This window comes from Vibrio gallicus (genome assembly GCF_024346875.1).
Lineage (GTDB): Bacteria > Pseudomonadota > Gammaproteobacteria > Enterobacterales > Vibrionaceae > Vibrio > Vibrio gallicus.
Window position 1 is genome coordinate 1824953 of the sequence record NZ_AP024871.1, and the last position, 23925, is coordinate 1848877.

The following is a 23925-nucleotide window of genomic DNA, read 5'->3' on the forward strand; positions in this document are numbered from 1 at the left end:
CCCCCTTCACTCACACCCTAAAATCTTCAATATCGACCTCATCGATTTGTTCGCGATTCAAATATTGCTCTGCATAACTAAGGTATACCTTACTTTCTAAAAATAGCTGATATACCTCTTTATCAATATGCTCATCGAGTACCATAAAGCGCATAATGCGAAGCGCTTCACTTAAGGTTTTTGCCTGTTTGTATGGCCTATCTGCTGCCGTTAACGCCTCGAAAATATCTGCCAGCACCATAATGCGTTCAGGAATACTCAGTTGTTCCCCTTTCAGTTGACGTGGGTAGCCAGTTCCTTTCATCGTCTCATGGTGAGTAGAAGCGTAGCGTGGCACCTTAGCCAGTTCAGCGGGAAATGGCATCTGCTCTAGCATTTTAATCGTACCAACAATATGTTCGTTGATTTTAAATCTGTCCTCACTGGTAAGCGTGCCTTTACGTATTGTAAGGTTGTATATCTCACCTCGATTAGCCAGATATTCCGGTACTGGCATTTTAATCTCAAAGCTGGGATCAAACTCTACTTTGCATGGGTGCTGATAAATATGCTCTGGCTTATCGCTAAGTAATGATTCCACTGCGGGCGCCGTTGAGGCTATCTCCATTATCTCCAATCGACGCTGCTCTTCTGGTGATAAACCAAGTCGGTCATCGAGATAACGAACCCAAGTTCGCTTAGCGATGCGCTCTATTTTTTCAACGCTCTCATCATCCATAAACTCACCGCCAACATTGGCTTTGGCGACCTCTGCAAATTCTTGCTTGAGTTGCTCTATATCCGCCTGCAACGCAGCATCGCTCTCGGGTTGAAGTTGAGGGTTATTGTGTTGATAAAAATCAATAATTTGGTCGCGGATCATCACCTCAAAGCGTGTTCTTATTTCATGAATACGATTATAGTTGCACTCTAATTTAGAGCCTTTATCTACGATATGTTCTGGGGTTGTGATTTTACCGCAGTCATGTAGCCATGCGGCAATACGAAACTCACGCCGCTGCTTGTGATTGTCAAATCTAAAACTGGCTAACTCCCCACTTTGGCTCTGCTCAGCCTCTTTAACCAGCATTAAAGCCAGTTCTGGAACGCGATTACAATGCCCTGCGGTATAAGGTGATTTATCATCGATAGCCTGAGCTATCACCTTAATAAAGGATTCAATAAACTCTTCTTGAGTACGTTCATGCTCTTGTAGGGCATCAGAGGTGAGCGTAATCGAGTGGGAAAGTGAGTTGATTTCAACAATCATCGACTCCACCACCTGTACCTGCTTATAATCTCGCTCGCGCACTCTGTTCATCTGTTCAATCAAATCACGTATTGGCCTAACTATCGGGCGAGCAAATATCCCAGATAAAGGAATCAGTAATACTAGAATCGCACTGGAAGCGCTCATAGAGGTTATGACGCTAGTTTGGGTGCTTTTAAGTAAGCTCGCGCTCGGTACAGAAATAGCAAAGAACTCTCTTCCCGACTCAAATAGGTCTAATTCCGCCACAAATACGAAGTGTTTTTCACCATCAAAGGTCTTCTCTAGTAAGGTATTTTGCAAGCTGTCATCACCAGTGGCATCGAGTAAAATCTTATGTGGAACCACACCTAAATGGCTGTCTTTGTCTAGCCATTTACTGGTTAAAAATGCCCGCTCTTGTGAGGTCAAATTCTCTAACGCAAGGTTGAATAATTTAAGCAAGATCTCATTGTCTTGGCTAACCGCCAGGTGGAATGACTGACTGCTAGCTAGCCCCTTGGGTAGCGCCATATTAATAACGTCAACATCGTGCATAAAATGCTGCTGTTGTACTCGATGCAAAATAACCTCAAGGTCAAGAACCGCATCTACCCCACCCCGCTCAAGAGACAATAAAGCTTGGTATATATCGCTATACTCCACCAACTCTATAGTGGGAAAACTCCCTCTTATATCGTCAATAATTGACCATCCACCCAGCAGACCTAACCGCTTGCCTTGCATCTGAGATAGAGCGCTATACTGATTACCCAGTTGCGCGAGAGCAAAATCAAACGATGCCAATGGCTTACTCAAAGCACCCAGTTGTCGACTGACTGAATTATTGGCTAAAGGGTGTAATACATCGAGTTGTCGCTGTTCAAAAGCATTCATCAACTCTGACCAACTAAATCCATTGATAAAGGTGATATCCAAGCCTATCTTGAGTGAAAGGATTTTAATTAAATCAACCATATACCCACTAGGTTGCCCTCGTAATGCAAAGTCTAATGGAGGCCAGTTATTCTCATTTGATATTCTTATCTTCCCAGAAGAGTCCACAAAATCCTGCATTTCCTGAGGAAGAGAAAGCGGCCGGACCTCAGGCAGAGACTGCAAACTATCAAGGTCTGAAGCGGCTTTAATGTTTCCTGATTGGTCATAGATATAAAACTCAACCCCTTGATTATGAAGCGCATTACCTAAATCATTGGCAATATCCGATGCCATCGACCCCAGAACAATATCGACCCCCACCACAGCCTCAGTCCCGGCAATAACCTTGGCATAGGTTTGCCCACTGACAGGCACCACCTGAAACAGATAAGGTTGCGTTTTATAAAGCTGTCCATTCTGAGCCCCTATATACCAAGGGCGTTGATTGGCTAAATATCGAGATGGTTGTTGGCGTTGCCCGGTCATAGCCATATCTTGATCGTAATAGGTTACAGTGCGAAGTTGTGAGTTTGGGTTTATCTGCGCCACAATCCAACGATCGGTTGTAGCAGCGCCAAGCTTTTGCCGCAAATCAGGCAATGATTCTAGATTGATAACTTGATAGAAATCACCATTTGGCTTACCCACATAGGCACTATAAAAAAAGGGGGAGGCTCGCATCATACTCACAAACAGGTCACGGGTGAGATCGGCTTGCTTTAGGTTTGCCAAAGATGGGCCTACTTGAGAGATCAATTCAGTAGCATTAGAGAAGTAGTCATCTATCTGATTAACATTATTCGCAATCGATTGTGCGGTTGATTTATACTCTTGAAGGGTATATTTAAGTACTTGCTGTTTACTAAAATAGTACTGCAATGCAATCGCTACCCCAGCGGTGAGAGCTGTGGTTAATAAAAATAAACCAATGACTGTAAATCTAATCGTAAAACGTCTTTTCATAGCGTACAGATGATGAATACAAGGTCTTAATAGCGTAGAACAACTCTTGCGTAACGCACTGAAATCAGGAACTATTTAAACTAGATCTATAAAAAGGAATTTAAAGTGTCACATATTGACCTACTCTCCATTCAACAACTGAGTGACAATGAAATAAGCATTGCAGGTCTCAAGCAACGCCTAGCTGACTTTTCTGAGCAACAGAAGCAACAGTTTCTGGCTGGGTATTCAGTCATTGACCTAGTTGCAGAGCGCAGCCTATACATGGATGCATTGCTAGCCCGATTGTGGCAACACTATCATTTTGACTCAATTGAGGGGATAAGCTTAGTCGCAGTAGGAGGCTACGGTAGGCAAGAGCTTCATCCGCTGTCAGATATTGACATTCTTATCCTATCAAAGCGCCCATTAAAGAAAGAATGGATTCCAAAAGTTAGCGAATTTGTCACCCTATTATGGGACTTGAGACTTGAAGTTGGACACAGTGTTCGCACCCTAAAAGAGTGTTACAGCGTTGCTAAAGAAGACCTTACGGTTGCAACTAATCTACTAGAATCCCGGCTGATCTGCGGCAGCCAAGACTGCTACGCCCAACTCAATCAATTACTTAATAAAAAAGACTTCTGGCCAAGTGAGGTGTTTTATAAAGCGAAGCTAGAAGAGCAAAAAGAGCGACACGCTCGCTATCACGATACTGGATATAATCTAGAGCCCGACATTAAATCAAGCCCGGGTGGATTGCGTGATATCCATACCCTAAGTTGGGTAGCTCGTTGCCACTTTGGAGCCACCTGTCTCATTGAGATGAGCCAACATGGCTTTCTAACCGACGCTGAATACAGAGAGCTACAAGAGTGCCAAAACTTCTTATGGCAGATCCGCTTTGCGCTGCACATAGAGTTAAAGCGCTACGACAACCGCCTCTCATTTGCCTACCAAGCTAAGGTTGCCGAAAACTTGGGTTTCACAGGGGAACGTAACCAGCCAGTAGAACGGATGATGAAGGAGTTTTATCGCACTCTACGTCGCATTACTGAATTGAATAAAATGCTGCTCAAGCTATTTGATCAAGCCATTATCAATAAAGGGAAGTTAACCCCAGCTGAGATATTAGATGACGATTTTCAGCGTCGCGGGCACCTTATCGAAGCGCGTAAACCCGCTCTTTTTCAAGCAAGACCTGAAACCATCTTGGATATGTTCATCCATATAACCAATGATGCTAGCATTACAGGGGTATCGCCCCCAACCCTGCGCCAATTGAGAACTGCGCGCCGCCGCCTCAATAAATTCTTACACGATATTCCTGTGGCAAGGGAAAAGTTCTTACAATTGGTTCGCCACCCAAACGTACTAAGCAATGCATTTAGATTGATGCATCAACATGGTGTTCTGGCGGCGTATCTTCCGCAATGGAGTCAGATTGTAGGGCAGATGCAATTTGACCTATTTCATGTCTACACCGTAGATGAACATACAATTCGCTTACTTAAGCATATCCATAGTTTTAGTTTTGCCAAGAACCACGAAAGAAACCCGATATGCTGTGAGGTGTTACCTAGAATACAGAAGCCAGAGCTGTTAATTATCGCGGCTATCTTCCACGATATAGGTAAAGGACGCGGTGGTGACCACTCTGAGATTGGGGAAGGTGAAGCCCTACAATTCTGTACTGAACTCGGGCTATCAAAAGCGGAAGCCAAACTCGTTGCATGGCTGGTAAAAAATCACTTGATGATGTCTGTTACCGCTCAAAAGCGTGATATCCAAGACCCTGAAGTGATCACCGAGTTTGCTAAGAAAGTTCGCAATGAAGAGTACTTAGAATTTTTAGTCTGCTTAACCGTTGCTGATATCTGTGCAACTAACCCCGAGTTTTGGAACAGCTGGAAGCGTTCGTTGCTTTCCGAGCTATTCTACTCAACACAAAGGGCGTTACGTCGTGGTCTTGAGCATCCCGCTGATGCCCGTGAGCGTATTCGACACAACCAGCAACAGGCATCACTTATTCTCCAAGCTCGAGGATTTGACAAAAAAGAGGTCGACCTTTTATGGCAACGCTTTAAGGCTGATTATTTCCTGCGTCACACCCACCAGCAACTCGTATGGCATACCGAAGGGATTTTGCAAAAGCACCAACAAGGTGAAACCTTGATCTTAGCCAGTCCAACCACTACTCGAGGTGGGACCGAGGTGTTCGTGTACACTAAAGACCAGCCAGTACTCTTTGCCAGTATTGTCGCTGAGCTAGATCGCCGCAATTACAACATCCATGATGCACAGGTTATGGTCAGCCGAGATGGGTATGTTCTCGATACCTTTATAATCAGCGATCAAAATAACAAACCGCTCGGTATCGATTGCCATGAAAGGCTCGCCAATCAACTCAGGTTAATTATTAACGACGGTCGATTAACCAAGATAAAAACACGCCGCACGCCGCGAAATTTGGTTCACTTTAAGGTTAAGACGATTACTGAGTTCGTTGAAACCAAGAACAATAAACACACCATGATGGAGCTTGTGGCATTAGATACCCCTGGACTGCTGGCGAGTGTCGGTGCCACGTTTGCCGAGTTCGGTATCCACCTGCATGCAGCTAAGATCACAACCATTGGTGAGCGCGCTGAGGATCTGTTTATTATTACCTCACCGGAGTATTTACCGCTCAATGATGACCTTAAACAGCAGTTGTGTAACAAGCTTGAGATAAACCTAACCAAGTTAGCCCCAAATTAAAGTGTGAATAAGCGCAGGGTTGAAAGAGTTGCTGCTATCTAAGCCCTTGATTCCCTGCTAACTTAACTCAACAAACGCTAACTTTTGAGGTACCTATGTATCCACACCTGACTGGCCTTGGAATCCATGAGCCTGATCAAATTGAGCGCTATTCTGTTCGTCAAGAAGCGCACAAAGACGTACTCAAGATCTACTTTAGAAAACAAAAAGGTGAGCTTTTCGCCAAGAGCGTGAAGTTCAAATATCCAAGACAGAAGAAAAATGTTTTGGTTGACGGTGGAAGTCATCAATATAGAGAAATTAGCGAGATAAATCGTAATCTTACGTTGGTCATTGATGAGCTAAATCTCATCACTAAACCGGCACAGATTCAAACCCTTGATCCGAAACAAAAGATTCTTTCTGATCTACGCCACCTTGAGAAGGTCGTCTCAAGTAAAATTGCAGAGATTGAAGCTGACCTCGCTAAGCTCAAGTAATCACCTTGGTACAAAATGAATCGATAAATAATATCGATTCATTTTTTCAGCTACAGAGCCGCAGCCCTTAATAGTCAAGCGGTTCAGCATCCCCATCTAGGAATACACCTTGCCATTCAAAGCGCTGTATATGTGCTTTCCATGTCTCGTCAAATTTTGCCTCTAACACCATCTGCATCCCAGTAAATGGATGTTCAAACTCCAACCTAGAGGCATGTAACATCAGTCTTTCACTGGCAAAATTGTCGCGAAACAGGCGATTATGCTTACCGTCACCATGGGTGGTATCCCCGACAATAGGGTGTCTTAAGTGCTTCATATGGCGACGTAATTGATGCTTGCGTCCAGTTAACGGCGACAACTCCATAAGGCAATAACGTGAGGTTGGAAATCGCCCAGTAGAAAGAGGCAGTTCCACCTTTGCTAATGGCTTATAGTCGGTAATAGCCGATTGCGCCTCTTTTTCCTGATTAGCAAACTTATCCGCAACCTTATCTAGTTCAACCTTAAGCGCATAGTCAAGCCTATCCCCTTGCTCAATCCAACCTCGCACGATAGCGTGATAGGTCTTAGTTAGCTTATGTTCGGCAAACATAGGCATCATCTTTGAGGCGTACTCGCTAGAGAGTGCGAACATTAGCACCCCTGAAGTGGGTCTATCTAATCGATGTAAAGGGAAGACATGCTGCCCTATTTGATCCCTTAGGGTTTGCATTACAAACTGGGTTTCATGTTTATCTAACCAAGAGCGATGCACCAGCATTCCGGCCGGTTTATTCACGGCCACAAAATACTGATCTTGATAAATAATCTCTAACATGAACATGCCTCGTCTATAGATTGGATGATTTCAATGATAGCGGTCATATCTAACTCCTGTTTCCACACCTCTTCAAAGTAGGGTGTTAACGAAAAACCACTTGGGATAGGTTGAGCATCCGCTATTATCTGTTGCATTCGTGGGATAAAGACCCACTGTAACCATTGTTGCGGTTTGAGCGTATCGACTGCAAAGGGTTGCTGACTGCTCAATGCACTTGTTGAGGGTGGCTCGACATCCCAAAGTTGTGCATTTTGTAATCGCTCAGTAAGCTGTAGTAGCAATTTTTTGAGCTTAATGGCCTGTTTGCTCACGCTATTTCTCTTTTGCTCTTGAAATTGCTGACAAGGTTACCATTTTATAAGTAGAACTTGCCAAGGTATCAATACCCCATGGAACATATTTCAACTATTACTCAAATTTTAGCCGACAGCGGATGTGAATTTACCATCCACGATCTTGGTCGACGTATCGAAAAAATCGATAATCAAGAATTCGCTCGTATAGAGCGAGGACAACAGCCTTACCCTTACCCTGTCCAACGCCAAGCCCAACTGGCGATCTCATATTGGAATCAACAGCAGCAACCATGGATATGGTTCCTTAAATTTGATCTCGATGAGCGCGGCTTGCTCAGTCCGACCGACATTGGCAACTTTATTAAGTTCGTTCTCGAAGCTATGGGCTCAAGGCTGCAAAAAGAACTGTCAGAAGAGACGCAACAAGCTCTAGCCAGTAATCCGTACACCTTTAAACCCAAAGAAGATAAATTAGCGGTATTTAACAGCCAAATCCGAGCTCAGCTTGGCCTTGAAGCCAGTGCATACCTTGCCCATACACAGGATTACTTTTCTGGAAAACTAGGATGGAGCAATTGGCAGACCGTTGGTCTGCAAGGCATTACAGATATGTGTGCGCGACTGCATATCGACAACAACGAGCAAGTGGTCAAAAAAAGCCTAAACCATCTACCCAGTCAGCCTTTATATGCATTATTAGGTGCTTTAGAGCATCAACAGATATCGCCTTCACTGGCTAATCGTATCCATGATTTAGCGCTCACCGAGCTCAATAGTGGAGAGTGCGATCTATTCTTGCTCTCAGCTTTGGTGCGCTCTCTGGCTGGGGATAGCAGCGATAAGCTCGATTCACTTGTAACGGCTATCTTATCTGAGCCTCAATTTAGCCACCAAGAGGTACTTATTGCTATTGCTGGACGTTGTTGGACACCACTGCAGCAACAATCCATCGCTGAGCAATTCTTAATTCGACTCGCTGAGACCAACAATCAAGAGCTGTTCAATCAATTATTTGCTGACTTAGTATTACTGCCGAAATTACGCATCGTCATTCTTCCCATGCTACATCAAGCACCATCACAAGCGCTGGCCAACGCGCTATTAACTCTTCAAGCGCAAACTAAGGGCAAGCACTAGATGGATCATCTGCTTCTCATCTTAGGGTTAGCTATTATACTGGCCCTGTTTTGGCAACATCGAAAGCAAACTGAAGTCGCTCGAATGGCAATTGAACGCTATTGCAACAAAATGGAGTTGCAGGTGGTGAGCATCTCATCTGGAGCACACAAGTTGCGCGACCATCAAGGTCGTTGGTATCGACATACCGAGTTTGCCTTTGAGTTCTCAGCCTTAGGTGATGATTGCTATCAAGGGCGATTAATCATGCAAGGTATGCGGATTATGGATGTTCAAACCCAAGCTCACCGCATGTAGATATATACTCAAATCCACCTTTTGGTTAGGATAAATAGATTATTCCGATAGGCTAAAAAAATGCTGACAAAAGAAATAACCCAAGAGCTCAACTCGATCTTTCAAGCGCTGGAAGCAGAAGGTAAAGAGCCAAGTATGGCGCTAGTAAAGGCACGCCTTTCATCCGCTGTGCCACTGCCTGCTCTTATCAGTGCGATTAAAAACTGGAAAAGTAGCAGACGTATACCGAAGATAGAGGTCGCGGCAGAACCAACCCTATCAACGGATCAAAAAATTTCAGCCCTTGAAGAGCAAGTAAAACAGCTAACTGCTCGCCTAGAGGCTCTAGAACAGGCTCAAAAATGAAGATACTTGTCGATGCAGACTCCTGCCCTAAAGTTATCCGGGATGTGTTAATTCGCGCCTCTGAACGCACTGGAATCGAGTGTGTCTTTGTTGCGAATCACCCTATCCCCTTGCCGCAACGAAATAACATTCGCCAACTCAGGGTAAATCAAGGCTTTGATGTCGCAGATAACGTCATAGTAGAGCTTGCCGAGGCTGGTGATTTAGTTATCACCTCTGATATCCCACTTGCCGATGAGGTGCTAACTAAACAGGCCAAGGCATTAAGTAGCCGTGGTGAAGAGTTCACCGAGCAAAACATTAAGGCTAGGCTTAATATCCGCGACTTTATGGACACCATGCGCACCTCAGGTGTACAAACGTCAGGTCCAAGCGCATTATCACAAACCGATAGGCGTGAATTTGCTAACGCACTAGATAGAATCCTAGCCAAGACACGCTAAACAAACTCACACCGTTATATTAACTAGTGATTCTTAAGGTGATCCCAAGAGATATTGGACACGATTCGGCAGTCATCACACTTAAAGTGAAACATATCATGGATGGGCTCTTCAACAGCCCAATCCCCACCGCATCGTGGGCATTTTCTTAGTTTCTCAGCAGCAAGGCTCTCTCCGCCAACACGATACAGATAATAATAAGTCGGGATATTGGTCACAAACTCAATACGCCCTCGAATATTCCATCCCCGACGAAATAAGTCGCTGTTGGTATCGGTCAATTCGCGCAGCGCCGCATGCTCAGCCTTACATCCCCCCGCCATCTGTAGCTCATCACATGCTTGCCATTCGCTCTGCCACTTGATCACTGATTTATGGTCGCCATTGAGTGTCGGTGGGTTTCGATACAGTGGGATTGGCATAAAATCATCCCCACTGCGCAATGGGGAACAGGTATGAACATAGGTAGTGTAGAGTACCTGCCAGCTTGGTTGTTGCGGTGGCGCGGTATGCTCTGAGTTGATGTCTTGACCTAACAACCTAACTTTAGGTGCCAGCAATCCCGCTTCACTTAATCTTTTTAGGCAAAAATTAACAAAGTCCGAATGATTGCGCGGATGTAAACTCTGCTCTTCAGGACACACACCACGTACAGTAAAGGTTGCGTCATCCATAGCCAAAGGAAACTCTCGCCCTAGAACCTGACCATTAAAGCGTAATGCATCCATTAAGCCGTTGATTGCGCCCTCTACCTTAGTAATGGTGGTGTTTTCAAAGCACTCAAACATCAACTCGCAAACAAACATATCTAAACCTCAGCCTTCAGTTCAGATAAGAATTTTTCTATATTGTCACTTAGCACTTCACGCTTGTCCGTACCTAACTGCTCTAAGATGACCTCTCCAGAAATATTGCATATCGAAATAACATCTATATCAGAATCAATTGCCGCAATGAATACAGTCGGTTTTAGTTTTAATCTGCGCTGAGTCACCAAATGCCCTAAGATGTTTTCTTGCAAAAGAGTAAAGTCATCATCACTCCAGACCTGAAGCAACGTCAGTGGCTTTTTGTTCCAGCTCACGGTGAGATTAGCGCTATACTGAGAGCCATAGAATGCCTTGATGTCAGAGTGCAAAGTTAGCTCTATACCACGTTCAAGGTTGCTAAAATCAGCCAACTCTTCACGAACCACTGCTTGCCATAAAACTTGATTATCTTGTGACTGTTGGATACACGGCGACGCTACCCCAACCAAGTCCGCACTACTGGGCAGGGTGCCATACTGTTGCTGATAAGCGGTTTGATATTCTGAATTGATACACTCAAGTGCTAACGCTATAGGTGTCGACATAAGGATTCCTGTAACTACCGCTGGTCCAATCGATAGAACTGTTGACCAGAATTGAAATTTATACCCATGATTCAAAGATGCGAAAAGCACCACTTGATGTTACTAGGGTATACTAGGTAAAATTCTGTACATTCTACTGTAAAATGCACAACAAAATGAGCAAATATTCAGACGCAAAAGAGCTAGCGGGTCTAACACTAGGCCAAAAAACCGAGTATGCATCCCAATATGATGCAACATTGCTACAAGCGGTACCGCGTAGCTTAAACCGAGATGACCTTAATTTAGGTACTGAGTTGCCATTTGTTGGGCAAGATATCTGGACCCTTTATGAATTATCTTGGTTAAACAGTAACGGCTTACCTCAGGTTGCAGTCGGTACCGTAGCTATCCCTGCTGATAGCCCAAATCTCATAGAGTCCAAATCCTTTAAGCTCTATCTCAATAGCTACAATCAGACTCGATTCTCCAACTGGCAAGAGGTTAGCCACCAATTGGCACAAGACCTATCTGCATGTGCCGGTGGTCAGGTGAGCGTTAACCTGCAAAAGGTACAAGAATTTAATCAACAAGCTATCGTTGATATGCAAGGCGAGTGTATCGATGAGCAAAATATCACTATTAATGACTATGAATTTAAGAGTGGCTATTTAAAGGATGCTATTTCATCTCAAATAGTTGAAGAAACACTTCATAGCCACCTTCTAAAATCAAATTGCTTAATTACCAATCAGCCAGATTGGGGCAGTGTCGAGATTTGTTATACCGGCAACCAAATAAACAGAGAAGCCTTGCTTCGCTATATCGTCTCGTTTCGTGAACACAATGAGTTCCATGAGCAGTGTGTTGAGCGTATATTTACCGATATCATGAGATATTGTCAGCCTACATCGCTTTCTGTTTACGCTCGCTATACTCGCCGAGGAGGGCTTGATATCAATCCAGTTCGAAGTACTTCTTCTGTCAACGTTAATACACAAAGGCTGGCACGTCAGTAATGTATTCAGTATTCCAACGGCTCCTATTTATAGCTCTAATACTCTTGTTAGCTATGCCAGCTATGGCATCAGATTCCAATCTAGCCAAGGAGCTCTTGGATGCACGCAAACTGGCAGATGTTGCGCCAGTTCAAGCAAAAAAAATTGCGCAGTCATATATCTCAACCCTATCCCCAAAAATGGAGAATGGAGACTACTCATCGAGTGTGGTCAAGGGAAAACTAACCCCTATAGTCAAGGCCGCTAATCAGGTGCATGCCTATCAAACCATAGCCATCTCCGATTATATGCTAGGTAATTTTCGCGCATCTTTGTCTAGCATAGACCGCAGTATATCAATTTCTAAAACCAATCGCTTGCAAGCTCGCGACGTCGAATCACGTATCATTAAGACTCGGCTGCTGTGGCTGATGACCAAGGATGAACGCAAAGTTAAAGCGCCATTGGCAGAAATAACTAACGCCTTGAAAACCTATAATATTGAAGATAACCAAAGAGAGCTTTTAGAGCTGCACCTCAATTTACTCAAGGCCAAGATTCTTTCTGGACAGGGGAAAAACGCCCAAGCCGATGAGTTATTTGCCGCAGCGCAAAAAAAAGCTGATAAATTAGATTATCCAAAAGAGAGCATACAATTAAGCCTAGATATTGGTGAATATCACCTGAAAAGTGAACGCCTCAATCTTGCACTGAGTGAATTGATTCAGAGTTATTGGTTTGCAATAGAGCAAGACAACGCTCAATTGATAGCCAGGGCAAATAATCTATTAGCCGACCTTTATATTGCTCGCCAAATGTATAGCAAGGCACAAGAGCATTTATCGCAAGCCGCCAGCTACTATGGTCAGTATGAACACTCCCCTATTTTTGCCAAAGTGCTACGTAAACTCGCTGATGTTTATTTTATTCAAGGTCGCTATAACCTAGCCTTGGTTCACTATTTTAATGTACTTGATCTAGAGCTCGCAGAGAAAGACCTTGAAGAGATCATAGACCTTAGATTAAGCCTGTCCGAAACCTATTTAAACTTGGTCAACTACACCCTTTCTGAGCGTTACCTCAACCGAGCAACAGAGTTATTAGATTACTCTGATGTCTCATCTCAGAAGGTACGCGCAACCCTAATAAAAGCAAAATTAGACAGCCTCCAAAATAAACCGAAACAAGCAGAAAAGCTGGCCATTGAAGCGTTAGCTCAGGCTAAGAAACAAGGCAATAGTCAAATCCAGTTAAAAGCCTTGGATCTACTGCATGGCGTCGCTAAGTCATTAAATAAAAATGAAGACTCATTAGGTTACCTTGAAGAGTTTAACCGCCTGACTGCTATCGACATTCAAAAGAAAAACCAGCTAATCAATCGCGCTTTTTTGAACCAAGTTTCTTCAGTGGAACAATCATTACATTATCAAGACCAAGTTGACGAACTTACCGACCTTAGCTCAGAATTCGATACCTATAAAAGTATCAGTTTTGGCCTGAGTATAACGACTGCCCTGTTGTTACTAATATTATTTATCTATATAAAAGGCGTTCGTAATCGCACTCGCGTTATCAATGAACTTAATCAGGAGCTATACACACACCCTAGATCCGGCCTAAGAAACATGCGTTTACTCATTAGAAACCTACCGGACTCACTAGAACGAACCGGACGAAACTATGAGCAATGGCGATTTGGTCAGCTTATCGATGAACCGCTAAATGACCGCCTGAAATTTGCCCTTATTGACGTTCCTATGCTTGAAGAGGTCTATTTAAAGTATGGCTACAAAGAAGGACGTATTGCTGAGTTAGAATTTGGCCAGCATATTCAATCACAGCTACCTGACGGCGCTCGCTTATATCATTTTTCAGATCATAGCTTCTTATACATCGAACCCAATCCTGATAAACGCCAACAAAGCGAGGTGCTATTTGAGCGCTTCCAGTCATGGATTGAAGAGTTTAATCATGACTATGATATTAATCGTACCTTTGTTGTCAGCTTTGCAGATTATCCATTCCTTCCTCGGGCCTATACTGCCATCAATGATGAAGACCTGATTGACTTACTACTATTATCGGTTGAGATAGCAACCAAGATTTCCAAGCTAGAGCAAACCAGCCAATGGGTATCCTTTACCGCAATTCCGATGGCGCCCGCAGCCAGCTTTGCACAAGACAATATTCGTAGCTCAACCTTAAGCGCCATCAAAAAAGGCTTAATCAAGGTACAAACCAGTGGTGTGGAAAAAAACCTTACCAGCGCCCTTGATGCATTGCCCAAGGCAAACAATTAAATCATTGAGTTCATTAGAATAATGCTTTGCATTTGATTGTTAAGGCTCTATGGTTAGGTTGAGTAAATGGATTATTACCACGGTAATTAATCCATTTACTCATCATAACCATAAATAATAAGCAAGGTAGCTCAGCCAACAGGGCCCTACCAATGCAGCCAAGGAGCCGTTATGATCACAACAATCAACCCTGCAGGAAGCATGGATCTTCTCTCTCAACTTGAAGTTGAACGCCTAAAAAAAACCGCTTCTAGTGAGATCTACAACCTATATCGAAACTGTACCTTAGCGGTACTTAATTCGGGTAGTCATACCGATGATAGTAAAAAACTGCTAGAGCAATACCTATCGTTTGATGTCAACGTGTTGCAACGGGAACGTGGTATTCAACTTGAACTGTTAAACGCCCCCGAGCATGCCTTTGTAGACGGCACCATCATCAAAGGGATTCAAGAACACCTGTTTGCAGTATTGAGAGATATTGTATTCGTGCATATGTCTCTGGCACAAAACAATACCCTAAACCTGACCAACTCTACCCATATTACCAACCTAGTATTTGGTATTTTACGCAATGCTAAAGTATTGATTCCTGGGGTCGACCCAAACCTTATCGTCTGCTGGGGAGGTCACTCTATTAATCCTACGGAGTACCAATATACGCGAGAAGTAGGCCATGAGCTTGGATTGCGTGAATTGAATGTCTGTACCGGTTGTGGACCGGGTGCGATGGAAGGCCCAATGAAGGGAGCAGCAATTGGTCATGCTAAGCAGCGTCATCAGCACTCTCGATATATAGGCTTAACTGAGCCCTCAATTATTGCAGCTGAGCCACCAAACCCCATCGTTAATGAGTTGATCATAATGCCCGATATCGAGAAGCGTCTAGAGGCGTTTGTACGTATTGCACACGGTATCGTGATCTTCCCTGGCGGCCCGGGCACAGCCGAAGAGTTGCTGTATATTCTCGGGATCATGATGCACCCTAAGAATCAAGATCAACCACTGCCGATTGTATTAACTGGACCACAAGAAAGTGCCGACTACTTTACCTCTATCGATAACTTCATCCGCGATACACTCGGCGAAGAGGCTCAGAAATACTACCAGATAGTCATCGGCGATCCGGCCAAAGCGGCTAAAGCAATTAAGCACTCTATGCCACAGGTTAAAGCGCATAGAAAACAAAATGAAGACGCCTACAGCTATAACTGGTCCTTGCATATTGAACCTGAATTCCAAATGCCATTTGAGCCCTCACATGAGAATATGCGTAACTTGGATCTGCACCTTCAGCAAAAACCCGAGATCTTAGCGGCAAATCTACGTCGAGCCTTCTCTGGTGTGGTGGCGGGTAACGTCAAGGCTGAAGGCATCTTGGAGATAGAAAAACATGGCCCATATATTATTGATGGTGACAAAGAATTAATGAGTAAGATGGATAAGCTACTAAGTGACTTTGTGAAGCAGCAACGCATGAAGCTTCCGGGTTCAGAATATACGCCGTGTTATCGGGTCGAAACCGACTAAATGCCCCCCACCTCATACCATTAATTGGTCACTACGCCATTTAGGCTTGTTTTGAGGTGAGGTATACTTGGGAGCTATGGCTCCCATTTTTCTTCTACTTATATAAGCGCTCTATGTCTATACACTTAGTAATAATTGATGCACTCAACCTCATTCGACGCATTCATTCAGCTCAGCCCAACCCAGAAGACATACAGCGAACTATAGATACCTCAACTCGCACCCTAAATCGCATTCTTAATGAAACCGAGCCCTCACATATTATTGCGGTATTTGACCATATGTTAGAGACTCGGGGCTGGCGAGAGCAAAAGTTTGCACAATACAAACAAGGGCGTAAACCGATGCCAGAACCACTAGCTCAAGGGCTAGACCGCATCCAACAGGCTTGGTGGGAGTTAGGTATAGACTCCTTACTTTCTGAAGGGGACGAGGCCGATGATCTCGTCGCAACCCTCGCGGTTAAGGTTGCCAATCAAGACCTGCAAGTAACTATCATATCCACGGATAAAGGCTATTGTCAGTTGCTCTCTCCGAGCTTAAGGATTCGCGACTACTTCCAGCATCGATGGCTAGATGCAGCCTTTATTGAAAAAGAATTTGGCGTAAAGGTCTCGCAATTAGCGGACTACTGGGGTCTGACTGGAATAAATGGTACAGGACTGAGTGGCGTCCCAGGAATAGGCCCCAAGGCTGCCAAAGAGCTTCTTACGCAGTGCGCTACCCTAGAGCAAATTATCGAGGATTCATCCATCCCCGAGAAGTATCGCAAAAAAATAACCGGCAATGAGCAGCATGCTCTATTGTGCAGAGAGCTGTCTAGCCTTAAAACGGACCTTGAATTAGGCTTTAACCTGCAAGATATTCGCTGGCAAAAGCCATAGTAGCGGTGTCATTAGGTCTACTAAAAAAATAAATTCCAGAAAACAAAAAGCGAGCCTAAGCTCGCTTTTTCGTAATGATAAATGATTTAATTACCAGCCAAGGTTCGCATGTGAGCGAACATGTACCGTGATTTCTTCGCGATCATGGTATAAATGCTTAGCCTGAAGTGTGTATTTGATACCGTTGTCTCGTAAGAAGATCTTAAGGTTTTCAATATCATCAACCACTTCATCGTAGCGACCTTTCATCGGCAGCTTAAGGTTGAAAAGAGCCTCTTTACACCAGCCTTGGATTAACCACTCTCCCATCAACTGAGCAACACGCGACGGCTTTTCAATCATGTCACATACTAACCAAGTTACGTTTTTGCGTGGTGGTTCAAACTTAAACCCATCAACTTGGTGGTGCTTAACCTGACCGGTATCCATAAGGCTTTGTGCCATCATGCCGTTATCTATGGCATGCACAAACATCGAGCGCTTAACCAGCTGATAAGTCCAACCGCCGGGACAAGCCCCGAGATCAACAGCCCACATTCCGGAAGCAAGACGAGTCTCCCACTCACTCTTAGGGATAAAGACATGGAACGCTTCTTCAAGCTTAAGGGTTGAGCGGCTTGGTGCATCAGAAGGGAATTTAAGGCGCGGGATCCCCATAAAGAATTGAGAGTTATTACCCGGAACCGAATACCCCACAAAGCAATGACCGGGAGCGACAAAGCAGACATGCATTACCGGTTTTTTGAAGTTTTCTTTTTTAAATAGTAAGCCTTTACCACGCATTGCTTGACGCAAAGGCACGGTAAATTTACGACAAAACTTAAGCAGCTCTTTCGCTTCATTGGTATCTGGGGTCTCAATACGAATATCGCCACAGGTAGGCATCTTATCGGTATCTAATGCTTCAAGAATAGGTGAGATACGGTCTTCACTTGGTAGCGACTTCAGCTCTGTAGCTGCGGCAAACATCTGCCTTGCAAAAATCAGCGTCTGAAAATCAATCTCTTTAATTAGTCGCTGCGCATCACCTTCGCTGTAGCATTCAAATACAACATAGCCGCTGTTGCTCTTAGTCTTTGGATAACCAAACACCTCGATTCGAGTCGCTTTCGCTTGGATTTCAGCAGCACAGTCTTTTTCAAACCCTGCACGGCAATACAAAATAACCTGTTTCAAGTCTTACCTCGTTTTAAATTTAAGTTACTCTTGAGAGACAGCTGGTGCGCCATCTTTGGCTGCAATATTCAGCATCCAATCTCTAAAGGTAGCAATTCTTCCCATTTCCGCTTGTTTGGCATCACTCACCACATAAAAGGCATTCTTGCTTACCAATACTTCTTCAAATGGGCTTATCAATCGTCCAGCTTCTATTTCAGGCTGAGCGAGTACGTTATTTCCCAAGGCTATGCCTTGACCGTGAGCGGCCGCTTGTAAAACCATTGTCGAATGGCTAAATATCGGGCCATGGTTCACATTTACCCCTTCCACTGCATGCTGACGTACAAACTGCTTCCAGTCCTTACGCGATGTGTCATGCAATAGGGTATGTCGAGAAAGATCCTTAAGGGACTCTAACGGTTTAGTCCCCGAAAGCAAGCTCGGTGAACACAAGGGGATTAAATACTCTTGGTATAGTTTATCGGCACGCACACCAGCCCAATTACCACGACCATAATAAATGGCTACATCCACATCATCGGCTAGCGAGCCATCATCCATATCGACGGCTTTAATCCGTACATCTATATCGGGCTCTTGGGCGTTAAAATCCGCCAACCTCGGCACCAGCCATTGAATCGCAAAACTTGGCTGTAAGCTAATGGTCAACGAGCCTTTTTCACTGCGCTCAAGCACCTTATCCGTTGCTTCAGAGAGTGAACTAAAAATATCTTTAATATCTAAAAAATAGCTCTGCCCTTCCTCAGTAAGCAACAATGATCGGTTGCGTCTACGGAATAGCTTCAAGGCCAAAAATTCTTCTAATGCCTTCACTTGATGACTGACTGCCGCTTGCGTGACAAACAGCTCTTCCGCAGCCCGAGTAAAACTCAGGTGCCTTGCTGCTGCCTCAAAAACCTTGAGTGAATTCAATGGAGGTAATCGTCTCGACATACACCGTTATCTATCATTAGTTTTTTTCATGCGAAACATTATAAATTGTCCGTTGTTGAACAGCCAGATAAAATCTATATTCCCTACCAAGTCAATACGGCTCTAAACGGCATACCCTCGGGTATGGAGCCATATTGTAATGTTGTGTTTGTGGCTCATTTTGAGCTAGGTAGTATCTACCACCCGCTTACGACTCCAAGTAAGCAAAATTCCAATTTAATGAACTTGTCTGTCATTTTACACCGCTCTTATGAGCGGTGTTTTTTTATGTATAAAGAAATAATAAAAAAGCGCACCATTTGATGCGCTTTACAGCTTCTAAGCATTAGACACGATTAAGGGCGGTAGACCTTAACGTTATTAAAGCCTTGCTCTTGCAGATAAAGCGCCTGCAGACGACTCATCACGCCACGATCACAATACAATAAGTATGTTTTGCTCTGATCAAGATCGCCAAACTGGGTTGCTAATTTGTAGAATGGCAGATGTTTAACCTCAACATCGTCGATCTGCAATGGATTTTCGTCTTCTTCATCTGGACTGCGAATATCAAGAATCAACGCCTCATCTTCAATCGCCGTCACTTGTTCTACTTCTGGCGCTTGTTGTTGGCTCTCTTTCTCAATATCACGTATATCCATAATACGTGCTTCGCTCACAACCTTCTCTAGCACAGAAAAATCAAAGTTCTGCTCTTCAGTCTCAAGCTTAGCCTTCACCGCTTTTACCGTTGGCTTACGCGAGATCACACCACAATACTCTGGCATGACCTTGGCAAAATCTTCGGTGCCGATAACGCGGGAAAGGTCGATAATATCTTCTTTATCCCAGTTAATAAGTGGGCGTAGAATTAGGCTTTCTGTTACACCATCAATATGACGAAGGTTAGTCAATGTCTGACTTGAAACCTGCCCTAGCGCCTCTCCCGTAACCAAAGCTTGGATACCGAATCGTTCAGCTATCATACCACCAGCGCGCATAAACATACGCTTAAGCACAACCCCCATCTGACCGTCTTCTACGTTCTCAAGGATCTCCGCCACCACAGGCTCAAAATCCACTGCGATAAACTTCACCTTGGCCGAAGAGCCAAATTTATTCCATAGGTAGTGTGCAACCTGCTTTACGCCAATCTCATGCGCTGGACCGCCTAGATTGAAAAAGCAGTAATGGGTCTTAGAGCCGCGTTTAATGTGTAGGTAACTAGAAACGCCAGAATCAAAGCCACCAGAAATAAGGCTAAGCACATCTTCTTGAGTACCCAGCGGAAAACCACCTAGCCCTTTATGACGAGCCAGTACTTGGTTTAGCTTATCTTGAGCGACCTCTACATTAATCGAAACGTCAGGATTCTTGAGCTTAACCTTTGCACTTTCAACGGCTTGGTTAAGACCACCACCCACATAGCGCTCAAGGTCAATCGAGCTAAAATCATGCTTACCGCGGCGCTTGGCGCGAACAACAAAGGTTTTATCGACAATACGCTCACGGTTTAGCTCTAGAACCTGCTCAAAGATGTCATGCATGTCAGAGAAGTCAGATTGCTTAACTTCTAGAACATGGTGAATACCCGGGCTTTGCGTTAAGATCTCCAACACTTCTTGATAGTATTGATGACTATTAGCTGCAACTTCAATATGGTCTCTACGATTGTAAACAGCTACCGATTCTGTGCGACGCTGGATGATAATCCTTAGATTACACTCCAAGATGCGCGTAAAGCGCTTGCGAACGGATTCACTTTTTACAAAAATTTCTGGATGCGGCTTAACGATAAACTTCATAGGTAACTTCACTTATTACGCTGTAAATCACTTGAGTCTAGCTTAAACCCAAGACCTGTTTCTAAGGGCGAAGAATTATATACCTATGTGAGAGCAAGATACAGAGTTCACCACCAAGCTTATACATATTCCTTTGCTAAATATGATTACTTTTTTACCACTTAAAGCGATAATTTTAGAGTTATTGCAGGAAATTCAGTCACTAAAATTGACCCTGTCCCTTCACTGAGTTACCTTTCTCAGATCATAGCGAAGAGAAGAGTCTATATGGCAGCTAAAAAACCTGAGAATATGAGTTTCGAGGAGTCCTTAAATGAGCTCGACACGATTGTGAATCAACTCGAACAAGGCGATCTTGACCTCGATGCCGCATTAAAAGGCTTTGAACGTGGAATATCGCTGGCGCGCGCTGGCCAAACCAAATTAGACCAAGCCGAACAACGCGTCTCTATTTTAATGGAAAACCAAGCAGACTCTGCTCCTATAGACTTTAATCCAGAAATTGGCGATGAACCATTTTAAGCAACTGCTCTCTTCATACCAGCAGCGAAATAGCCAACAACTAAGTGATTGGTTAGATACCCTGCCTGTCCAGCAAGATAACCTAACCCAAGCAATGCGTTACGGATTGCTGTTGGGCGGTAAGCGCGCGCGACCATTTTTAGTCTATGCTACAGGCTCTATATTTAATGTTGAGTTGCAGCACTTAGACAGCCCTGCTAGCGCTATTGAATGCGTCCATGCCTACTCTTTGATTCACGATGACCTACCAGCAATGGATAACGATGAACTGCGTCGTGGTCAACCGACCTGTCATATTAAGTTTGATGAAGCAACTGCCATTCTTGCTGGTGATGCATTACAAACCTTAGCATTTACTATTTTGTGTGAAGGTAAACTTGCACCAAATGCTGAATCACAGCGTATACATATGATACAAAGCCTAGCCAAAGCCTCAGGTGCAGCGGGCATGTGCCTTGGGCAATCTCTGGATTTATCGGCAGAAAACAAGCAAATAGAGCTAGATGAATTACAATTGATCCATCGCAACAAAACTGGTGCTCTAATTAAAGCAGCGGTGCAATTGGGTGCTCTAGCAGCCGGAGAGTTAGGAATACAGTATCTGCCTAACCTTAATAACTATGCTGAAAAAATTGGCTTAGCATTTCAGGTTCAAGACGACATCTTAGATATAACGGGTGATACTCAGACCTTAGGTAAGCCACAAGGGTCAGACCTAGCATTAAATAAATCAACCTACCCATCACTGTTAGGTTTAGAGCAAGCTCAGCAAACCGCAAATGAGCTTTTTAACCAAGCTATACAAGCGCTTAATGAGATCCCATTTGATACTCAAATACTTGAACAGTTTGCCAGTTATGTTGTTGAACGAAAAAATTAACCTTATCAGTGCGAATGAATATGACTCTTAATATCTCAAAATACCCTACATTGGCATTAGCCAATACGCCTGATGAACTTCGAGATCTGCCCAAGCAGACACTACCGACGTTATGCGATGAGCTGCGCACTTACTTATTAAATAGTGTTAGTCAGTCCAGTGGACATCTAGCATCAGGCCTTGGCACAATAGAGCTTACTGTCGCTCTACACTATGTATATAACACCCCTTTTGACCAGCTCATTTGGGATGTGGGCCACCAAGCATATCCTCATAAGATTTTAACTGGGCGCCGCGATCAATTACCGACGATTCGCCAAAAAGATGGCCTTCATCCATTTCCATGGCGTGATGAGAGTGAATATGACGTACTTTCAGTAGGTCACTCATCGACCTCGATAAGCGCGGCATTAGGTATCGCTATTGGCGCAGAAAAAGAAGGTCAAGATCGTAAAGTAGTCAGCGTTATTGGTGATGGTGCTATTACAGCAGGGATGGCATTTGAAGCCATGAACCATGCTGGAGACGTCAACACAGATATGCTAGTTATTCTCAATGATAATGAGATGTCGATATCAGAAAACGTAGGCGCGCTCAACAACCACCTTGCTCAGGTGTTATCCGGCAATCTTTACACAACCCTACGTGAAGGCAGTAAGAAGGTCTTGTCGGGCCTTCCTCCAATCAAAGAGCTCGCTAAACGAACTGAAGAACACCTTAAAGGTATGGTTGTACCTGGTACCATGTTTGAAGAACTGGGCTTTAACTACATCGGCCCTATTGATGGGCATGATGTATTAGAATTGGTTAAGACCCTTAAGAATATGCGTAACCTGAAAGGTCCACAGTTCCTGCATATCATGACCAAGAAAGGCAAAGGTTATGAACCTGCAGAGCGCGATCCTATCGGTTATCATGGCGTTCCCAAGTTTGACCCTGCCGGCACATCTCTTCCAAAAAGCAAAGGCGGCAAGCCCACCTTTTCTAAGGTTTTTGGGGATTTCCTGTGTGATATGGCCGCTATCGACCCGAAACTAATGGCAATCACCCCTGCCATGCGTGAAGGCTCTGGTATGGTTGAGTTTTCGAAACAGTATCCACAGCAATATTTTGATGTCGCTATTGCAGAGCAGCATGCTGTAACACTGGCAACTGGCCTAGCAATCTCTGGCAACAAGCCTATCGTCGCCATCTATTCCACCTTCTTGCAGCGTGGATACGATCAACTGATCCACGATGTTGCAATCATGAATCAACCCGTAATGTTTGCTATCGACCGCGCAGGTTTAGTCGGTGCCGATGGTCAAACCCACCAAGGTGCGTTCGATCTTAGCTTTATGCGTTGCATCCCGAACATGGTTATTATGGCACCAAGTGATGAAGACGAATGTCGTCAGATGCTATATACCGGCCATCAACATCAAGGTCCTTCAGCTGTTCGCTACCCTAGAGGTAGTGGTCGAGGTGCTGATATCCAGCAAGCCTTTACCGCCCTTGAAATAGGTAAGGGTCGTAAGGTTCGTCAAGGTGCAAACAAGGTAGCCATTTTAAGCTTTGGTACTTTCTTAGATAATGCATTACAGGCAGCAGAGCAACTCGATGCTACCGTTGCTGATATGCGCTTTGTGAAGCCTTTAGACCAAGAGTTAATACTCGAGCTCGCTCACACTCACGATGTGTTGGTAACTATCGAAGAGAACGTGGTCGCTGGCGGTGCAGGAAGTGGTGTGGTTGAGTTTCTAATGCACAATAAGGTAATTAAGCCAGTACTCACTCTTGGTCTACCTGATCGCTTTGTAGCACAAGGTACTCAACAAGAGATGCATGTTGAACTGGGCTTAGATGCGCAGGGCATTGTGCGTCAGATACAAGAGTATCTAGATCGATAGATAG

General features: G+C 44.2%; 21 protein-coding genes. 13 read left to right on the plus strand and 8 right to left on the minus strand.

Annotated elements, in window-relative coordinates:
* Nucleotides 1–10 precede the first annotated feature (10 nt).
* Complete coding sequence (locus OCU28_RS08465) at nt 11–3130, minus strand: HD domain-containing phosphohydrolase (protein ID WP_261815773.1); 3120 nt, start codon at nt 3128–3130, stop codon at nt 11–13.
* Nucleotides 3131–3244: 114 nt separating this feature from the next.
* Between OCU28_RS08465 and glnD the strand changes: the two genes are divergently transcribed.
* Nucleotides 3245–5869 (plus strand): bifunctional uridylyltransferase/uridylyl-removing protein GlnD, encoded by a 2625-nt coding sequence (gene glnD / locus OCU28_RS08470; RefSeq protein ID WP_390623812.1) that lies wholly within the window; start codon nt 3245–3247, stop codon nt 5867–5869.
* Nucleotides 5870–5964: 95 nt separating this feature from the next.
* Nucleotides 5965–6348 (plus strand): DUF3461 family protein, encoded by a 384-nt coding sequence (locus OCU28_RS08475; protein ID WP_261815775.1) that lies wholly within the window; start codon nt 5965–5967, stop codon nt 6346–6348.
* Nucleotides 6349–6415: 67 nt separating this feature from the next.
* On the opposite strand, the gene truC is transcribed toward OCU28_RS08475, so the two are convergent.
* On the minus strand, nt 6416–7168 hold the full coding sequence (gene truC, locus OCU28_RS08480) for a tRNA pseudouridine(65) synthase TruC (protein WP_261815776.1): 753 nt from the start codon (nt 7166–7168) through the stop codon (nt 6416–6418).
* The gene (locus OCU28_RS08485) at nt 7162–7482 is read right to left on the minus strand and encodes a YqcC family protein (protein ID WP_261815777.1); all 321 of its coding nucleotides are present in this window, start codon (nt 7480–7482) and stop codon (nt 7162–7164) included. The genes truC and OCU28_RS08485 overlap by 7 nt, the downstream gene beginning before the upstream one ends.
* A gap of 78 nt (nt 7483–7560) precedes the next feature.
* On the opposite strand from OCU28_RS08485, the gene OCU28_RS08490 reads away from it, so the two are divergent.
* The 4 genes from OCU28_RS08490 to OCU28_RS08505 are packed head-to-tail and all read left to right on the plus strand — an operon-like array spanning nt 7561 to nt 9689.
* Complete coding sequence (locus tag OCU28_RS08490) at nt 7561–8604, plus strand: DUF3549 family protein (protein ID WP_261815778.1); 1044 nt, start codon at nt 7561–7563, stop codon at nt 8602–8604.
* Nucleotides 8605–8901, plus strand: a complete 297-nt coding sequence (locus tag OCU28_RS08495; RefSeq protein ID WP_261815779.1) for a DUF3301 domain-containing protein — start codon at nt 8605–8607, stop codon at nt 8899–8901. It begins immediately after the preceding gene.
* Nucleotides 8902–8961: 60 nt separating this feature from the next.
* Nucleotides 8962–9246 (plus strand): hypothetical protein, encoded by a 285-nt coding sequence (locus tag OCU28_RS08500; protein ID WP_261815780.1) that lies wholly within the window; start codon nt 8962–8964, stop codon nt 9244–9246.
* Nucleotides 9243–9689, plus strand: coding sequence for a YaiI/YqxD family protein (locus OCU28_RS08505; RefSeq protein ID WP_261815781.1), 447 nt, complete (start codon nt 9243–9245; stop codon nt 9687–9689). Before OCU28_RS08500 ends, OCU28_RS08505 begins: the two co-directional genes overlap by 4 nt.
* Nucleotides 9690–9712: 23 nt before the next feature.
* Here the strand turns inward: OCU28_RS08505 and OCU28_RS08510 are convergent, their stop codons facing one another.
* On the minus strand, nt 9713–10495 hold the full coding sequence (locus OCU28_RS08510) for a Zn-ribbon-containing protein (RefSeq protein WP_261815782.1): 783 nt from the start codon (nt 10493–10495) through the stop codon (nt 9713–9715).
* A gap of 2 nt (nt 10496–10497) precedes the next feature.
* Nucleotides 10498–11043: a SecY-interacting protein gene (syd, locus tag OCU28_RS08515; RefSeq protein ID WP_261815783.1), complete on the minus strand. Its 546-nt coding sequence runs from the start codon at nt 11041–11043 to the stop codon at nt 10498–10500.
* Between the two features lie 155 nt (nt 11044–11198).
* Here syd and queF point away from each other — a divergent pair, with 155 nt between their 5' ends.
* The 4 genes from queF to xni all read left to right on the plus strand — a co-directional run bounded on the left by queF (nt 11199) and on the right by xni (nt 16734).
* On the plus strand, nt 11199–12041 hold the full coding sequence (gene queF / locus OCU28_RS08520) for an NADPH-dependent 7-cyano-7-deazaguanine reductase QueF (RefSeq protein ID WP_261815784.1): 843 nt from the start codon (nt 11199–11201) through the stop codon (nt 12039–12041).
* Between the two features lie 62 nt (nt 12042–12103).
* On the plus strand, nt 12104–14320 hold the full coding sequence (locus OCU28_RS08525; protein WP_261815785.1) for a tetratricopeptide repeat protein: 2217 nt from the start codon (nt 12104–12106) through the stop codon (nt 14318–14320).
* Between the two features lie 171 nt (nt 14321–14491).
* Complete coding sequence (gene ppnN, locus OCU28_RS08530) at nt 14492–15850, plus strand: nucleotide 5'-monophosphate nucleosidase PpnN (RefSeq protein ID WP_261815786.1); 1359 nt, start codon at nt 14492–14494, stop codon at nt 15848–15850.
* 113 nt (nt 15851–15963) lie between these two features.
* Complete coding sequence (xni, locus tag OCU28_RS08535; protein ID WP_261815787.1) at nt 15964–16734, plus strand: flap endonuclease Xni; 771 nt, start codon at nt 15964–15966, stop codon at nt 16732–16734.
* Between the two features lie 90 nt (nt 16735–16824).
* Here xni and rlmM read toward each other — a convergent pair whose 3' ends face one another.
* The 3 genes from rlmM to thiI form a co-directional block, all read right to left on the minus strand.
* Nucleotides 16825–17910, minus strand: coding sequence for a 23S rRNA (cytidine(2498)-2'-O)-methyltransferase RlmM (rlmM, locus tag OCU28_RS08540; RefSeq protein WP_261815788.1), 1086 nt, complete (start codon nt 17908–17910; stop codon nt 16825–16827).
* A 24-nt stretch (nt 17911–17934) separates the two neighbouring features.
* Complete coding sequence (locus tag OCU28_RS08545; RefSeq protein WP_261815789.1) at nt 17935–18846, minus strand: transcriptional regulator GcvA; 912 nt, start codon at nt 18844–18846, stop codon at nt 17935–17937.
* 335 nt (nt 18847–19181) lie between these two features.
* Nucleotides 19182–20630: a tRNA uracil 4-sulfurtransferase ThiI gene (gene thiI, locus OCU28_RS08550; protein WP_261815790.1), complete on the minus strand. Its 1449-nt coding sequence runs from the start codon at nt 20628–20630 to the stop codon at nt 19182–19184.
* 267 nt (nt 20631–20897) lie between these two features.
* Between thiI and xseB the strand changes: the two genes are divergently transcribed.
* The 3 genes from xseB to dxs are packed head-to-tail and all read left to right on the plus strand — an operon-like array spanning nt 20898 to nt 23921.
* A complete protein-coding gene (gene xseB, locus OCU28_RS08555) occupies nt 20898–21152 on the plus strand; it encodes an exodeoxyribonuclease VII small subunit (protein WP_261815791.1) in 255 nt (84 codons plus the stop codon).
* Nucleotides 21139–22032: a (2E,6E)-farnesyl diphosphate synthase gene (gene ispA, locus OCU28_RS08560; RefSeq protein WP_261815792.1), complete on the plus strand. Its 894-nt coding sequence runs from the start codon at nt 21139–21141 to the stop codon at nt 22030–22032. The genes xseB and ispA overlap by 14 nt, the downstream gene beginning before the upstream one ends.
* Nucleotides 22033–22052: 20 nt before the next feature.
* Nucleotides 22053–23921 (plus strand): 1-deoxy-D-xylulose-5-phosphate synthase, encoded by a 1869-nt coding sequence (dxs, locus tag OCU28_RS08565; protein ID WP_261815793.1) that lies wholly within the window; start codon nt 22053–22055, stop codon nt 23919–23921.
* The last annotated feature ends 4 nt before the right edge of the window (nt 23922–23925 follow it).